The organism is Flexithrix dorotheae DSM 6795 (assembly GCF_000379765.1).
Classification (GTDB): domain Bacteria; phylum Bacteroidota; class Bacteroidia; order Cytophagales; family Flammeovirgaceae; genus Flexithrix; species Flexithrix dorotheae.
This window is the reverse complement of the sequence record NZ_KB903449.1, coordinates 40,116-56,818: the sequence shown is the minus strand read 5'-3', so window position 1 is coordinate 56,818 and position 16,703 is coordinate 40,116. Positions and strand designations below refer to the sequence as shown.

10 protein-coding genes are annotated in these 16,703 nt (G+C 39.0%); 3 read left to right on the top strand and 7 right to left on the bottom strand.

Features of this window, described 5'->3' with window-relative positions; translation table 11 throughout:
* Positions 1-70 precede the first annotated feature (70 nt).
* From A3EM_RS0120500 to A3EM_RS0120480, 4 genes are all read right to left on the bottom strand, one after another.
* Positions 71-1,534, bottom strand: a complete 1,464-nt coding sequence (locus tag A3EM_RS0120500) for a glycoside hydrolase family 27 protein (RefSeq protein ID WP_020530120.1) — start codon at positions 1,532-1,534, stop codon at positions 71-73.
* Between the two features lie 182 nt (positions 1,535-1,716).
* Entirely contained in the window at positions 1,717-3,183 is a 1,467-nt protein-coding gene (locus tag A3EM_RS0120495; RefSeq protein WP_020530119.1) for an arylsulfatase, read from the bottom strand.
* Between the two features lie 280 nt (positions 3,184-3,463).
* Positions 3,464-4,852 (bottom strand): glycoside hydrolase family 27 protein, encoded by a 1,389-nt coding sequence (locus tag A3EM_RS0120485; RefSeq protein ID WP_083925282.1) that lies wholly within the window; start codon positions 4,850-4,852, stop codon positions 3,464-3,466.
* A 45-nt stretch (positions 4,853-4,897) separates the two neighbouring features.
* The gene (locus tag A3EM_RS0120480; protein ID WP_020530116.1) at positions 4,898-6,769 is read right to left on the bottom strand and encodes a sodium/sugar symporter; all 1,872 of its coding nucleotides are present in this window, start codon (positions 6,767-6,769) and stop codon (positions 4,898-4,900) included.
* A 261-nt stretch (positions 6,770-7,030) separates the two neighbouring features.
* Between A3EM_RS0120480 and A3EM_RS43105 the strand changes: the two genes are divergently transcribed.
* Both A3EM_RS43105 and A3EM_RS0120470 read left to right on the top strand, forming a co-directional pair.
* Positions 7,031-8,395, top strand: a complete 1,365-nt coding sequence (locus A3EM_RS43105) for a sulfatase (RefSeq protein ID WP_063745026.1) — start codon at positions 7,031-7,033, stop codon at positions 8,393-8,395.
* A gap of 102 nt (positions 8,396-8,497) precedes the next feature.
* A complete protein-coding gene (locus tag A3EM_RS0120470) occupies positions 8,498-10,285 on the top strand; it encodes a DUF5060 domain-containing protein (protein ID WP_026210454.1) in 1,788 nt (595 codons plus the stop codon).
* A 74-nt stretch (positions 10,286-10,359) separates the two neighbouring features.
* Here A3EM_RS0120470 and A3EM_RS43100 read toward each other — a convergent pair whose 3' ends face one another.
* A complete protein-coding gene (locus A3EM_RS43100) occupies positions 10,360-11,793 on the bottom strand; it encodes a sulfatase (RefSeq protein ID WP_157637999.1) in 1,434 nt (477 codons plus the stop codon).
* Positions 11,794-12,024: 231 nt separating this feature from the next.
* Complete coding sequence (locus tag A3EM_RS0120460) at positions 12,025-13,518, bottom strand: glycoside hydrolase family protein (protein WP_083925281.1); 1,494 nt, start codon at positions 13,516-13,518, stop codon at positions 12,025-12,027.
* 203 nt (positions 13,519-13,721) lie between these two features.
* On the opposite strand from A3EM_RS0120460, the gene A3EM_RS0120455 reads away from it, so the two are divergent.
* Positions 13,722-14,528 carry a 3-keto-disaccharide hydrolase gene (locus A3EM_RS0120455; protein ID WP_020530111.1) on the top strand — a complete coding sequence of 269 codons (807 nt, stop codon included), beginning with the start codon at positions 13,722-13,724 and terminating at the stop codon, positions 14,526-14,528.
* 291 nt (positions 14,529-14,819) lie between these two features.
* Here the strand turns inward: A3EM_RS0120455 and A3EM_RS43095 are convergent, their stop codons facing one another.
* Complete coding sequence (locus A3EM_RS43095; protein ID WP_020530109.1) at positions 14,820-16,679, bottom strand: glycoside hydrolase family 2 protein; 1,860 nt, start codon at positions 16,677-16,679, stop codon at positions 14,820-14,822.
* Positions 16,680-16,703 lie beyond the last annotated feature (24 nt).

Below are 16,703 nucleotides of genomic sequence, written 5' to 3'. Positions count from 1 at the left end.
TTGGAAGAACAATTTAAAATAATTCTCCCATAAAACAAAAGATAAAAAACCATCCCAATGCGGAGAAAAGCTATTTTTTAATTAATCGGTATAAACCCGCACCATGAGTAGGAAGCTCAACTGCAAATTGATTCTCAAATACCCCCAATGACTTTTTTGCCCAAATATCTTTTATTTCGTAACTATCCCTTAGATATTCCAATTCGAAATCGAATGTTACTTCTGCTTTTTCTTCACTTAAATTAAATAAAGCTAAATACCTGTCTTCAGAATGTTGATCTTTAGCAACCCAAATGGCATATTCTTCCGGGACTCTTATCACTTGTCTGTTGTCTTCACTTGCCTGATTTATTTGTAATACTTCCTCATTCAAAAAGAAAGTTTCAATGGTTTCCTTTGGAGTGGAAATTAGGTCTGTACCAATCATTAAAGGGGAGCGGGCTATGGCAAATAACGACATTAACGTATATTGCTCGGGAACGGTAAATTTGGAAAGTCTTTCTTCTCCATGAGGCCGATCCTGGAGGGAAATTTTTCCAAAAGGGATCATATCTGCATCTGGCCAGGAATGTTTTTTAATCCAAGGCGACCAGGCATTTAGCAACTCGAAACTATGGGAAAGATGATCCCATTCATCCCAAAAATCGGCCGATATTCGCCACATATTGGCATTTTCCGCCAAATGCTTTGCCTGAGATAAAGGTGCTTCTCCACAAGAAAGACTTAAAACCATAGGTCTTCCGCAATTATCAATCGCTTTTCTGATCATTTCAATTTCCCCAGCATGGTAATTGGCAAACATCATATCATCAGCTTTTATATAATCTACTCCCCAGCTGGCATAAAGCTCGAATAAAGAATTATAGTATTCCTGTGCTCCGGGTTTGGTAGGATCAACCCCAAACATATTATTATTCCATTTGCAGGTGTCCCATGGCTCGGCAATCTGACTAGCTCCTATGTTGGTACCTTTAATGGGCATGTTTTTTTCTGCCACATAGCGATGTACCCCACGCATAATATGGATACCAAATTTTAGTCCCTTGGCATGTACGTAATCGGCAATGGGCTTAAATCCCTGGCCATCTTTGGCGGAAGGAAATCTTTCCACTGCAGGAAGCAGTCTGCCAAATTCGTCCACGGTTACCCACTCGGGGTGTTTTAAGGTTCCATCCTCATTAAACTGAATATTAGGATGGCCAATTCTTCGGGTAAAATTGTCGGGTGTATTCCAGTTGCCCGGGTCGGGATGCCACCAAATATAATCTATCACGGCATACTCCCATCCCAATGGTTTCATGTGCTTAGCCATGAAGTCCACAGTGGCTTTAAATTCAGCTTCATTTATACGGCAATCATATGCATCAAAACTATTCCATCCCAATGGAGGAGTATCCGCTACTTTATTGAGGTAGGTGGAAGGTTCGGAAGTAGTGGGGCTAAGGCTTTGGTCATATTTTACGCTGTGGTTACAGGCACAAAAAGTGAGCAATAACATTCCGACCAGGTAATTTGAAAATATCCTGTTATTCATATTTTTAGATTTTTTGTAAACTGAAATCAGAGATTTACTGAAATATTTAAAATTTCCCTCTGCTTGCCATCTGAAAAAAAATCAAACAGCCTATAATTATTTAATAATTGTGCACGGTATTTTTTTGACTAAAATTCGCCTGATTTTTCCTGTGGAAAATTCAATGTTTTAAAAAATGCTGATTAAAATTTGGTTTCGGCATTAGCCTCATCTTCAGAAAACAGGGAAATGAAATCAACAGGCTGATGGGCCTGATTAAGCAATTTTTCCATCTCCAGGGCCAAATCTTCATTTCCTTCTATTAAATTATTTTCCTCACCTATATCTTTTGAAAGGTCGTACAACTCTGCTACAGGTTCCGCTGCATCACGCACATGTAATTTTACATATTTCCAATTTCCCTTCCGAATGGCCTGTTTTCCACCTACTTCGTAAAATTCCCAGTATAAATACTCATGTTTTATTTGCTTCCCGGTTTCGCCTAATAAGGTGGGCATAAAAGAAATGCCATCAATTCCCGAAGGAGTGCTTACTCCGGCAATGTCGCAAAAGGTGGGTAAAATATCCCAAAAAGCACTGATATGTTCTGATTTAATGCCAGGTTTTATTTTCCCGGGCCATTTGGCAATCATGGGAATTCTTACACCTCCTTCATAAAGATCTCTTTTTGCCCCCCTTAGTTTCCCATTGCTATCAAAAAAATCTACCTGATGCCCTCCTTCCTGATGAGGTCCGTTATCACTGGTGAAAATTATAATTGTATTTTCCGCCATCCCCAGCGCTTCCAGTTTTGCTTCAATTTCCCCCACATATTGATCTATTTTTTGCATAACAGCCGCAAACCCTTTTTCAGGCTCAGGCCAGGCTTTACTGGCAAATTCTCCATGAGAAGGCACTTCCATACCGTCTCCGGTCAAATAACCTGCTTCATTATTGGCATGGGGAATATTTAAAGCATAATAGATGAAAAATGGATTATCCTTTTGGTTTTCCACATAACTCAGCAAATCCTGCTGAAATAAATCAGGTGCATAATCATTTCTTACTTCTGCTACGCCTCTTCCTTCTGGTTCCTCACTAAACTTTTCGTAAGACTCACTCGTCTGTTTGTTGTTAAGCATAACTTTCTCCCCGTTTTTGTAGAGAAAATCTGGATAAAAATTATGGGCATGCCACATATTAATGTAACCAAAAGCATAATCAAATCCATTTTGAGCCGGGTCGTCTAAGGCCGGAGGATGACCAACGCCCCATTTTCCAAAAAGGGCGGTATGGTATCCAGCCTCTTTCATCTTTTCGGCAATGGTAATTTCATCGGGTTTTAGAAGCTGGCCTGCAGGGGCGTTTCCTCTTACTGATGTATGCCCTGTATGTTTTCCTGTTAATAGTGCTGCTCTGGAAGGGCCACAAACCGAACTTCCTGCATAATGTTGGGTAAATAACATTCCTTGGGCAGCCAGTTTATCAATATTTGGTGTAGATAAAGTTTGTTGCCCATAACAGCTCAGGTCACCATAGCCCATATCATCTGTCAGGATATAAATTATATTGGGAGGAGTCTTTTTTTCAGTGTCTGCTGATGGCTTTTGGTTACAAGCCAACAATCCAATTATTGTAATAATGATCAATGTGAATGACTGTAATTTCATTTTCAATTTTGAATTTTTTGAATATTGATTAAAACTCCTGATTTAAATTATCATGGCCATTTTTAATACTATAGCGAAGGTCGGCAATGAACACTCCATTTTTTTGCTCAAATAACCGGTATTCTTGCTCTTTTTGCCTGGTCATATTCTAATTGTACATTAAAACAACCCTAAATCAATCAGGAGGGGGATTTGGTTAAAATCAAAAATCATTGCCTATAAAACCGGACTTTGCCTTTTCAACTTTATTTACCCCTTTAAAAATTCCCCAGTAACGTTTCTATTGCTGTGTTATGGAGATTAATTTGGCATCATGCGGAGCTAGTTTGCATTTCAATTTTGCACTGATTGTACCCAGACTTTTTTGTTCCCATAAATCTTTTCCCATGAATTTACCTGAAAAACCAGCCTCTTTTAAGTTCAAGGAAATCTCTTCTTCCTGATCATTCAGGTTAAAAAATCCGATATTGATCGTCTTCCCATCGGGCATTTCACTTATCCAGATTACTTTGTCATCAATTCTGGAATATTGTCTTGCACTTTTTCCTTTCTGATTAAGGGCTATCACCTCCGGGTTGGTGAGTAAATTTTCTGTAAATTCATTGTTATCGGGCATATCTCCTCCCATCATCAGGGGAGATTTTGCGATGCACCACAAGGACATATGTGTTCTTTCTTCTTGTGGGGTAAAATTACTTTCTCTTTCTGGTCCGTGTGGACCTCTTCTGGAAATCATGCCTAACTGGAGCATGTCAGCATCCGGCCAGGAGTTTGGGCCGGCCATTTCAGCCCATTTTTGCGTCAGTTCAAATTGGTTGTAAAGCAACTTCCAGTCGTCCCAGAAGTCTTTGGAAATTCGCCATAAATCACCGTTTTGTTGTACGTGTTCCCGATTTTCGTATTTCATATTTAAAGAAAGACTTAGAACCATTGGGCGTTCTCCCTGGTCTATGGCTTTTCGCATGGCTTCCCCCTCAGAAGCACGGTAAGGATATTTTTCATTCAAATCAATGTCATCCATTTTAATGTAATCTACTTCCCATTCTGTATATAATTCTATTAGGGAATTGTAATATTCCTGAGCTCCGGGCTTGTTCATGTCTATCCCATACATTTGATTCAACCAGGGGCAAATGCTGGTGGTATCTGCAATCATGGAAGCATCAATACCGGGAGCGCCCTTAATTGGAGTTTTTGCCCAAACGGCCTGGCGGGGAATACCTCTCATGACATGGATACCAAATTTTAACCCTTTTTCATGAATATAATCTGCCAGCGGTTTAAAACCCTTACCACCAGAAGAAGAGGGAAATTTTCTTAAATCAGGTAATAACCTGCCATATTCGTCCATGCCCAGCCAGGGTACAGGGGCATTGTCCTTTTTAAGCCGGAATTGGGGAGGATTGTTCTGTGTGCTTCCAGGAGGATGAGGATATGACCAACAATAATCTACCACAATGTACATCCAGCCAAGTTCTTTTAACTTCTCAGCCATGTAATCGGTGTTGCTCTTCATTTCCTTTTCAGTAACGGCTGCACCATATGAATTATAACTGTTCCAGCCCATTGGTGGAGTTTGAGCCACGGGAGTTTTCTCTGTCTGCGCACATATAAAACCTGCCCAAAATGACAATAAAATAGTACCAATAAATCGTTTGAATTTCATCATTATTTTTCGTTTGTCAGTTCAGAAAATTAAGCTTATAGCATAGAATTATTGCCAAAAAATTCCATATAGAATTGCTACGGTGGCCACAATACCTATGGCTGCCACATTAAATCCTGTTGTAGTTTTAAATAAGGTTTGTGTATCTCCAATATGGATGGCTTTGGGATCCTGATGATCCAGTCTGGCATTGGTGTAAAAAATTATGCCCAGCATAAGGAATAAAACTGCCATCATAAAAATGGATTCCAGACCAATATGGCTAAAGGCAGTACTCATTAAGATACCAATTATAAAGCAAATGATTCCGGTCCCAAGCAACAAGAAGGCAATTTTTACCAAAAAGGACGAGTTGCCGGCATAATTTGTAACGGTTTTAATCTTAATATCTTTATCCAGAAAACTAACCACTGAAGCAATGGTACACAGTATGATAAAAACATAACCCATTCTTAGAATAAAGGGAATTTCCGGAAATAATAGTTTAATCCCAATGCCGATTGGAATCGTAAGAATTGCAGTCCATAAAGCCGCTTTGGAAGTCATTTGTTTCCAGAAAAGCCCCATGGCAAAAACAACTACTACCCCTGGATAAATAAATCCTGTGTATTCCTGAATATACTGGAATACCTGATCCAGGTTGTTGAGTAAAGGCGCAAAAGAAGTGGAAATGATTAACGCCACAATGGCGACTATCCTACCCACTTTTACCAATTCCTTATTAGAAGCATTTTTATTAAAAAATTCTTTATAGATATCCATGGTGAAAATTGTTGAAGTGCTATTGATCATGGAGGCCAGGGATGAAACAATAGCAGCGGCCAAGGCGGCAAAAGCTAATCCTCTTACTCCCGGGGGAACAAAGTTTTTCAGCAGCCAGGGATAAGCTTCATCCGATTTGGTAATTTCTCCGATTTCTGAAATTGGTTTTCCAATGAGTAGGGCCAGTTCTTCAGGTGAATTATTATTCACCAGCACATAGGCTGTAATTCCGGGTATCACTACCAAAAGCGGAATGAGAATTTTTAGATAGCCTGCGAAAATCAATCCTTTCTTCGCTTCATTAATTGACTTTGCAGCCAGTCCTTTTTGAATAATATATTGATTAAACCCCCAGTAACCCAGGTTAGTTAGCCACATGGCTCCTAATAATACTGCAATACCGGGTAAATCATTATAGGTATCTTTAAAACCACCAGAACCATCGGGAACAATGGATTGTCCCCGTTCAATGATCATGGAAAAATGATCTGAAGCCCCCTGATAAATTTCACTAAATCCAGTGATTACACTTCCATGGCCGACTGCACTTAAGGCTAAAAAAGTGGTGATTAACCCGCCAATGACCAGAAATACTACCTGAATTACATCAGTCCAGGCCACAGAGGAGAGCCCACCGTAAATGCTATAAATTCCTGAGAAAACCAGTAGACCTACAATGCCGTAGATCAAAGGCACTCCCAGAATATTTTGCAGGGCTAATGCCCCCAAATAGCTTACAGAAGTGAGGTTCACAAAAACATAAACCAACAACCAGAATATGGCAAAAAAAGAACTTACCTTTCTGTTGAATCGCAAATTGATAAATTGCGGCATGGTGTAAATCTTCTTTTCAATGAAAATGGGAAGTAAATATTTGGCCACTAAAATCAGGGTAATGGCAGCTATCCATTCATAGGCGGCAATGGCCAGCCCAACAGCATAGCCAGAACCTGACATGGCAATAAAGTGCTCTGCTGATATATTGGCTGCAATAAGCGAAGCGCCCACTGCCCACCAGGTCAGAGAGTTGCTGGCCAAAAAATAATCATTTGCTGTTTTTTCTTCCCCCTTTTTATTGCGTGAAACCCATAAACCAATACTTACAATTACAATACAATATAAGGTGAAAATGACGTAGTCTGTTGTTTGAAATCCCATTGGAATAAGTCTTGGGTGAATGAAATATTTTCAAACAAATGTAGGTTCCCCACTATTTAACTTCTTGCTCAAATCCCCTTAAATAAAGCTTTATTCAATATTCCGGTTTTTGGAAAATGAGAACTTTAAATGGAGTTTGCTCAATTACTTTCATTTTTTGTTTTATCAGCCTTTCTTCCTTTTAAAGGTTTTTCCATTGCAAGCATATGTTTTTATTTGAGGTATTTCCGCAGTATGGTTTTTCACTTTACCTTTTTCAGAATGAAACTTTATATAACTCTTTTCTTTATGCTTTATACTTTTCCTGTTTTGCAGGCACAGGAAAAACAGTATAATGTCCTTTTTATAGCCGTAGATGATTTAAATGATTACACTGGTTTTTTGGGTGGGCATCCTCAAACCAAAACACCCAATATGGACAAATTGGCTGGCCAGAGCCTGGTTTTTACCAATGCACATTGTGCGGCATCTGTCTGTAATCCTTCACGTGCGGCTATTATGTCTGGTATCAGGCCTACTACATCCGGGATTTTAGGGAATAAAGATAAAATCCGATCTTCAGCCTTGTTAAAAGATGCTGTAATGCTTAATCAATGGTTTCAGGAAAATGGTTATTTTACCCTTTCAAGAGGAAAAATATACCATACACCAATCGTGGAAAAAGAAGCCTGGGATTTATGGTCTCCTGTTTCCGGAAATTATGGGAAACCAAAAACAAAGGAAGCAGGCAAAGAATTTAGCGGGCTTCCTACTGCGGAGTATTCCGGCAATTTGAATTGGGGAGGAACTGATGTTCCAAAAGCACAAACACCAGATTATCTCAACGCTGAATGGGCTTCCAAACAACTGGAAGGAGATTTTGAAAAACCATTCTTTATGGCTTTGGGAATATTCAGGCCTCATTTAAGCTGGTTTGTTCCTCAGGAATATTTTGATAAATTTCCCCCTGAAAAATTAGGACTTCCCACCATCAAAATGGATGATTTAGAGGATATTGAAGGTGCAAAACCATCAAAGGAATTTAAATTGGTAAATAAACATCATTTAAAAAAGGAAGTACTTCAAGCGTATTTAGCCTCAGTTAATTACGCAGATGAATGTGTGGGATTAGTGTTGGATGCCTTGGCAAAATCCAGGTATGCAGATAATACGATTGTAGTATTGTGGGGAGATCATGGCTGGCATTTGGGCGAAAAGCTTCGGTATAAAAAGTTTACTTTTTGGGAAGAAGCCACAAAGTCTCCTTTGATTATTAAGGTACCGGGAGTGACCAAGCCAGGAAGCAGAACAGAAAAAATTGTCAGTTTGCTGGATTTATATCCGACACTTACCGATTTGTGTAATCTTCCTCAAAACAAAAGTAATGAGGGAATCAGTCTTAAAGAATTGATTCAAAATAATGAAGTTGCCTGGAAACATTCAGCCATTACATCTCTGCATGAGGGTAGTACAATTAGAAAAGACAACTGGAGATATACTTTATATAATTCCGGAGTGGAGGAATTGTACAATCATGAATCCGATGTTTTGGAACATCATAACCTGGTTGCAGATCCTGCTTATAAAAGCATTAAAAATAAACTTAAAAAGGAACTTCAATCGGCTGTAGGAAAATCGCTGGAATAATTATCTTTAAGGGCAAACAAGATGTTTGATCCTTCCAAAAAGAAATATGAGATGGATTTTAATTAAAGTCGCGACTTAGCTGGTTGCCATAAACACTAACAAATGAGAATTTTAATTTTATTAGCACTTTTAAGCAGTATGCATGCTGCTTTTGGACAAGGCAGTATTTCAGGAGAATTAAAGCTTTGGCATAAAGTCACCATTGATTTTGAAGGTCCTCAGGTGGCGGAAGATGATGAAAACAATCCCTTTTTTAACTATAGACTGAATGTAGAATTTACCCATGCTGGCTCTGGAAAAACTTATCTGGTTCCTGGATATTTCGCAGCTGATGGAAATGCAGGAGAGACTTCGGCTACTTCCGGGAATGTCTGGAGGGTGCATTTTGCCCCTGATGAAGTTGGAGAATGGAGTTATTCGGTAGATTTTAGAAAGGGGAATTGGACTGCAGTGAGTGAAAAAAAAGCCACAGGTGTTTCAGGAGAATATATGGACGGTGCAAAGGGTACTTTTTCCATTGTTCCTACTGACAAAACTGGGTTTGATTTTAGGTCGAAAGGCAGATTGAGCTATGTAGGCAAGCATTACCTCCAATTTGAAGGGACTGGAGAGTATTTCCTAAAACAGGGTCCTGATGCTCCGGAAAACCTGCTTTCCTATGCCGATTTTGATGGTACTTTCCATAATGATAACCATAAGGACGAAATGGTGAAAACCTGGGAACCCCACTTGAAAGACTGGAAAGAAAATGACCCTGTGTGGAAGGGAGGTAAAGGAAAGGCACTGATTGGGGCACTGAATTACCTTCATGCAAAAGGTTTAAATAGTGTTTCTTTTCTTACGCTCAATATAGTGGGAGATGACCAAAATGTTTTTCCATATGTGGATTATGATCATTATGACAGGTTTGATGTTTCTAAACTGGACCAATGGGAAATGGTTTTTGCCCATGCGCAAAAGTTAGGTTTGTTCCTGCATTTTAAAACCGCAGAAGTGGAAAATCAGGGCTTACTGGACAACGGTGGAGTAGGGGCCTTTCGCAAGCTGTATTACAGAGAACTTATCGCCAGGTTTGGCCATCATCTGGCTTTGAACTGGAATTTAGGAGAAGAAGTAGGGGATTGGGTAAAAAACCATAAAACTCCTCCACAATTTAAGTATCAGCGATTAGCCATGGCGCAATATTTCTACGATCATGATCCATATAACCACCATATTGTAATCCATAACGGAAATCCGTTCGATGATTTACTGGGTCCGGAATCCAAACTCACAGGTCCTTCCGTACAAACCAGCAAACCCGATTTCAGCCAGGTTCACGGGAGTGTAATTAAATGGAGAAAGAAATCAGCTGAAGCGGGAAAACCGTGGGCAGTGGCTGTAGATGAACCAGGTGATGCCCAGCATTCCTTGCTTCCGGATGCGGAAAATCCCACTCATGATAATGCCAGAAAAAATGCCCTTTGGGGAGCCATGATGGCGGGAGCCTGGGGCGTAGAATGGTATTTTGGATACAAACATGCACATTCCGACCTCACTTGTGAAGATTGGCGTTCCAGAGATTTGTTCTGGGACCAGTGCAAGTATGCTTTAGATTTTTTCAACAATAATGAAATTCCATTTTGGGAAATGGATACTGCAGATGAATTGATTTCAGCAGATAATTATTGTTTTGCAAAAACGGACCAGATTTATCTGGTATATTTAAAAAATGGAGGAACAGTTGACCTGGATTTGTCAAAAGCTTCTGGGGAATATTCCCTCAAATGGTTTAATCCCCGAACCGGAGAATACCATAAAAAAGAGGAAAAAGTAACCGCAGGAGAGTTAGTGAAAATTACAGCTCCTAAAAAAAGTGAGGAAGATTGGGCTGCTATATTGAAGAAATAGCTTAAATCATATTAAGAAACAGGAAAAGGGAATCGGAAAAGATAATTTCTGGTTCCCTTTTTAGCTTTTTGATTTTAAAACCTTCGTCCACTTAATTCTTCTGCCCATTCCTGAGGAATATATTTGGTGAATTTGGCTTTAATGGCTGTAGCTTCGGGAGATTTGGCTTTATTCCTTGTTTCGTAAGGATCATTTTGATGGTCATAAAGTTCTTCTGTTCCATTACTATACCTTATGTACCTAAATCTATGATCTCTCAAAGAAGTATATTCCTTACCCAGTGTGGTTAATGCCGGTCTTTCCCAGGTCATTTGTGTGTCTTCCAAAAAGGGGCTTAAACTTTTTCCATCCAGGGTTTGAGTTGGTTGTTGCAGGCCGCAATAATCTACTAATGTTGGGTACAAATCAACCAGACTAACCGGCTGATTGGAAACCTTTCCGTTTTCCGTGTTCTGGGGAATTCGTATGGCCATGGGTACCAAATCAGCTTGTTCCCATAATGTACCTTTTTCCCAGTGATTTTTTTCGCCACAGTGGTAACCATTGTCCGACCAGAAAACAACAATCGTATTCTCGGCATAAGGACTTTTTTCCAGTTGCTCTAAAACAACTCCAATAGACCAGTCGGCAAAAGAAGTACTGGCCAAATAGGCATGAATCATATTTTTCCAGTCTTCTTCCGTTGTAGGACCACTCACTTCAAATCGTCCAAATGGGTCAATTAATTTTTTGGCAAGTGAATCAATATCAGCTAGATCATTTTCTTTATATCCCTCCGGAATGGTGATCTTGTTAATATCATATAAATCATAAAACCGCTGTGGGGCAGTAAAGGGGGAATGTGGTCTCCATAATCCTAGGGCGGCAAAAAAGGGTTTCTGGTGATTCTCTTTGAGGAAATCTGCAAGGGCATAGGCATTTTTCACATCGGGGAAAGCAGTATCAGGGAAAGCCTGAAAACCCCAGAATTTTCCCTTTAGCTGATGGAGAGAATCGGGAAATGGACCAAAACCTCCTCCATAAGGTGGATTGTCCCAATTTTGTTTTTCTCTTCCTTCGGTAAGTGGAGCATGAAATAACTTTCCTCTGCCGAAAGTTTCATATCCATTTCTTTTAAAAAGCTCAGGAAGTGTTTCTGTTTGCTTGATTAAAATTTCCGATTTTCGCCAGGGATCTGAGCCGTTAAAATAAGCCCCTGTGCTGTGTGGATACAAACCACTAAAAGTAGATGCCCTGGAAGGTGTGCAAATTGGGGAGGCACAGTAAGCATTTCTGAAAGTTACGGAAGAAGTTTTTAAAGCATCCAGATGGGGAGTTTTTACATCAGGATAAGTATGGTAAAAACCATAATCATTCATATCATCCACAATCAGAAAAAGTACATTATAGGGTTTGTGGTCTTCTTTTTCCGTCTTGCATTCCAGTAAGAAAATTCCTGGAATAAATACCCAAATCAGGTAAGCAGCCCTGAAGTTTTTGATCCTGGAAATAGTAAATTCAATTTTCATATTTATTGAAATTATTCTGGTTAAAATACTTAGCTGTAATGCTAAAAAGAAGTTAAAGGAAGTTACAGTCACAGTGGGGTCTGCATTTTTGTGACCCTTCGCTAATTTTAGCACGCTTCCACCTTGCAAGGTCTTTCTGAAGAAAAGACCCTGCAAAGAAATGATGTACTTTTGTTAACTATCACTGTAATCCGGTACAATCAGAAATGATAAAATAGGATTTTCACTTTTTTATTGGAAGTTTACTTTTTCCACTTCCCCTTCTGTTTTTAGGTTAAAGGCTTCCTTGGTTGAGATTTTAGATGTGCCAATATTTATATTCTCCAATGTGATGTTGCTGATTTTCCCCCTTTCCAAAGCATACAGGTAATTGAAAGCATTATTTCCTCCATTAATAAAGACATTTTTTATATGGATATTTTTAATCGTTCCTCCCTTTAATTTGATACCCAACAACCGTTGCACATACTGATCTATGTAAATATTTTCGAAGGAGCAATTGCCAATATTCGACCCGCCATTATTCACCAGATTTACAACTGCAGTGTTACTTTCCTTTTGAGGGTATTTTTTTGCATCCTTCATGACATAAATATCATGGACTTTGGTGTGATTGGCAGAACCATAGGCATTCCAACCGAGTTGAAATAAAGCGCCATTTATTTGTTTATAAAAATACATATCCCAGGCCTGTTGATGATCTCTGTAGATTTTTACAAAATCGTCATTTACCTTCATAAAAGTATCGAATATCACGGAACCTTCATTTCCCCCAAATCCATCTGTCTGATGATACCAGGCAAACATTTTAAGATTGTGTGCTGTGATTTTTCCTCTTGAAAGCAAGACAAAATGAGGTGCATTGGTAAATGTCAATCCTTCTACTATTTGGTGTTCTCCGGTACCGTCTAATTGAATTTGGTTAAAGGGAATACTTTTCGCCTGAGCCAGTCTTTCTTTACCACATCCTGAAATTATTCCCCTTCCGCAAATTTTGATATTTGAAACATTTTCTCCACGAAAACTCCCTACAATATAAGCTCCTCCGGGGATATAAATTTTTTTATTGCTCACAACAGGAAGTTGGTAACCAGGATAACCTGCGTCTGTTTCCTCTCCAAACTGATGAATCCCCTCTTCAAAATAGACGGTTTCCAAATCTGGATTTAGCAGGATTTCACGAACTTTCTTTACAGGCATATCAGGCTGGACTAAACCCACTTCAGGTGCATTTTTATTGGGAATATTTTCTTCAGGGGCATCGGCAAAAAGGAAAAGCGGATCATTTTCCATTCCCTTCATTTCCACATACAATTTTTGAGGTTTATCCAAGGTAATGAGTAGTTCCTTTCCATTTATCTGAAAAGGGATTTCTTTCACCAAAGGATAAATAGTACATTTTTCAATGGGTGTTTCATCAAGTTTAGTTACCCTGATTTCTATTTTTCCTTTAAATGAAAAAACGGTAAAATGATTCCAGTCAGTCATCAACTTCCTTCCACCGTGATGTGAGGGAAAAGTATTGTAATCAGCCATCACATAACTGTCATAAGATTTCCCATCCTGAAAGATTTCTACCTGATATTGAGGGCTCCTGAAATTTTTGCCTAGGTGTGTTGTAAATACCAAAGTATCGGGATAGTCATAAACCCAAACCTGGGAAAAACCAACTGAATAAGTTGCCCAAATCAGGCATGTAAAAAGGTATCTGTACAGGTGCATCATTTTCTTTGCGGCTTATAATTTTTTTGATCTTGACAAGTTAAAGCGGTTTTCAAAGGACTTACAACCAGTTGGTGAGGAAAAGTACAAATGGGCAAAAAATGAGGATGATCCTATAAAAGATTAAGAATCAGATAAGATTACTTTGAACAGGAGGCATTGAAATTTGATGCTTAATTCATTTTAATTACTCAGATTTAATATCTATGATAGGAAGCTTAAAAATTCGATTTTTTATTATTATTTCCATTTATGCTTCAGTTTCATGTAACAATAAAATACAGGAAACTGAAGTGCCAATTAAAAATGAAAACCAGCAAATTGCCACCAGATTATTCAATGGGAAAAATCTTGATGGCTGGTTAATGACCACCAGGGATGATTTTAATGGTAAACCTGAAGATATTTTTTCTATTGAAAATGGAGAAATCCACGTTTTTGCCAATCAGGAAAATGGGTCCCGCCAAACCTTTGCCGGGTTAACTACTAAGGAAAGTTTTAGTCATTATAATTTAACTCTGGAATACAAATGGGGAGAGAAGAAATTTCGACCCAGGCATAATTTTGTGAGGGATGCCGGGATTATCATTCATACGATTAATCCTGAAACGATCTGGCCTAATGGGGTAGAATGCCAGATACAGGAAGGGGATACAGGTGACCTCTGGGCCATTGGTACAAAAGTAACCTCTAAAGTAAGCAGGGTAATTCGAAATTTTGATCCTCATGGTGATTCCCTGACTCTAGGGAATCGTGAACAAAGGTTTCATCGGTTTCACAGGGGTTATTGCTGGGAAAAACCTGGATGGAATTTAATTGAGCTTCAGGTTAGAGGGGATTATGCAAAATTTATTATCAATGGTAATCTGGTAAATGAGGCCATCCATATGAAATACTGGTCGGATGAAACAAATGACTGGAAACCCTTAACTTCGGGTAAAATTATGATTCAGGCTGAAGGTGCTGAACTTTATTACAGGAATATCCTTTTGGAGAAAATTGATGGAAAGTAGGGGGAAATAGTTTTTCAATTATTAATAAAAAACCCAGCAATTACTTCTATAAAACCCTTGCGTAAACCATAGCTTTTGAAGCTTAAAAGACGCAGGGTCACAAAAATGCAGACTCTGCAGGAGCATCTTGCGCGCTAAAACCTGTCAGGGACATCCAGCCCGGGACAGGTTATTTTTATTACATTGGAATTACTATAAAAAACGGGAAGGTACTCTTTTTTAGAAAAACCCAATCCCATGCATATTATTTACATGGGGTTGGGTTAAAAAAGGAGAGATGATTTTTTAGGATTACTTTCCAGCTTCTTCTTTTTCCATGGCAGCCGGAGCTCCAAAAATGGCTTTCAGTTTATCTGCGTCAAATTTTAATTTTCTATCATAAGTATAAATACCGTTTACTTCCTGTTCCACATCTGTAAGCTGGGTATAAGTGTAGCCTGCAATATTTGGATTATCCGTCAGTACTTTTGTTAAATCTGCTATTAATTTGATTACTTCCTCCGCACTTTTTCCATAACCCCATTCTCTTCTGCCTTTCCCCTTGGCGGCTTCTTTAGCATATTCCGGAAGCCAGAAAGTTCCTCCGTACTCATCAACTACATAAGGCTGACCCAGATATTTCACATCATAGTCTTTAACCGTTCCATACCAATCCCAGCTCACCTGATAGACATCGGGATTATCTGGTCTGATATGGCTGTATCTTTCTGCCATGGATTTCAGATTCTGATCGTAGTCATGAACAGTAAAAATATCTGTTTTAATATGCAAAAATCCACTGGCATCATTAATTGGTCGGGTAGGATCTAGTTGTTGGGTTAAATCATAAATATCTAAAACAGCTCTGGTGTATTCCTCCAGTCCTTTTTTGGGTGAATGTGTTTCATTTAATGGGGTCCAGGCGATGATGGATGGATGATTCATATCCCTTACCATGGCTTCCTGCCATTCCCTTTTAAAGTTGATAAAAGCCATTGGACTGATGTACGACCGGCTTACACCCCAGTCGGGATATTCCCCCCAGGTTAAATAGCCCAGTTTATCTGCCCAGTAATGAAATCTTTCTTCAAATACCTTTTCATGTAACCTGGCTCCATTAAACCCTACAGCCATAGACCTTTCAATATCTGCTTTTAGTTCTTCATCACTAGGGGCAGTCCAGACTCCTTCAGGATAAAATCCCTGATCTAAGACCAGTCGCATAAAAACCGGTTTGTTATTCACATAGATTTTATTTCCATCAATATGTACCTTTCGCATTCCGGCATAACTTTTTACCTCATCTACTACCTGTCCATTTTTTAAAATCTGAAATTTGAGCTTGTATAGATATGGACTTTCAGGACTCCATAATTTAGGTTTTTTCAATTTTAAGGGAATGGGCATGCCATTTCCCGAAGTAGAGTTAACTTTTACCACTTCTTTTCCATCTGCTTCAGTTAAAATAACCTGAAAAGAAACACCGTCTGCATAACCTGAGAAAATGGGAGTGACTACAAACTGGCTGTTATCCAGGTCCGGCACAACTCTTACCTGTTCCAGGTGTTGTTTGCCTCTGGCTTCCAGCCAGACAGTTTGCCATATTCCTGTTACTCTGGTGTATTTACAACATCCTGTATTATAAAATGTAGGACTTTGCTTTCCGGAAGGCTGGACTTTGCTCCTAATGTCATCCAGTGCATTAACCACCAAAGTATTTTCTCCTGCTTTTAGCACATTGGTAATCTCAAAACTAAAGGAAGTACTTCCGCCATAATGCCGCCCTACCTGTTGGCCATTTACCCAAACCCGGCAATCATAATCTACCGCTCCAAAGTTTAAAAAAATCCGCTCTCCATCCCAATCAGCAGGAATCGATATCTTTCTATGATACCAGACAGAGGGCATAAAATCCTTGTATTCAATTCCTGATAATTTGCTTTCCGGGCAAAACGGAACTATAATTTTTTCATCAAATCCAGAGGGGTCTTCATACCATTTTTGCTCCACACCTGAGACTCCAAAATCTATTGCAAAATCCCATTCTCCGTTGAGGTTCATCCATTTTTCCCGTTCAAATTGAGGCTTAGGATGTTCCGGTCTGGGTGTTTGACTGAATAAATGTAAGCTAATGATAAATAAGATAAAGGTCGAAAAGGTTCGTTTTTTCATTTTCTAATTAAAATACATGTTTAT

What these genes read in the sequence shown, in the direction of transcription:
- A3EM_RS0120500 (WP_020530120.1), bottom strand. Translation starts at nt 1,534, where the DNA reads ATGAATAACAGGATATTTTCAAATTACCTGGTCGGAATGTTATTGCTC.
- A3EM_RS0120495 (WP_020530119.1), bottom strand. Translation starts at nt 3,183, where the DNA reads ATGAAATTACAGTCATTCACATTGATCATTATTACAATAATTGGATTG.
- A3EM_RS0120485 (WP_083925282.1), bottom strand. Translation starts at nt 4,852, where the DNA reads ATGATGAAATTCAAACGATTTATTGGTACTATTTTATTGTCATTTTGG.
- A3EM_RS0120480 (WP_020530116.1), bottom strand. Translation starts at nt 6,769, where the DNA reads ATGGGATTTCAAACAACAGACTACGTCATTTTCACCTTATATTGTATT.
- A3EM_RS43105 (WP_063745026.1), top strand. Translation starts at nt 7,031, where the DNA reads ATGAAACTTTATATAACTCTTTTCTTTATGCTTTATACTTTTCCTGTT.
- A3EM_RS0120470 (WP_026210454.1), top strand. Translation starts at nt 8,498, where the DNA reads ATGAGAATTTTAATTTTATTAGCACTTTTAAGCAGTATGCATGCTGCT.
- A3EM_RS43100 (WP_157637999.1), bottom strand. Translation starts at nt 11,793, where the DNA reads ATGAAAATTGAATTTACTATTTCCAGGATCAAAAACTTCAGGGCTGCT.
- A3EM_RS0120460 (WP_083925281.1), bottom strand. Translation starts at nt 13,518, where the DNA reads ATGATGCACCTGTACAGATACCTTTTTACATGCCTGATTTGGGCAACT.
- A3EM_RS0120455 (WP_020530111.1), top strand. Translation starts at nt 13,722, where the DNA reads ATGATAGGAAGCTTAAAAATTCGATTTTTTATTATTATTTCCATTTAT.
- A3EM_RS43095 (WP_020530109.1), bottom strand. Translation starts at nt 16,679, where the DNA reads ATGAAAAAACGAACCTTTTCGACCTTTATCTTATTTATCATTAGCTTA.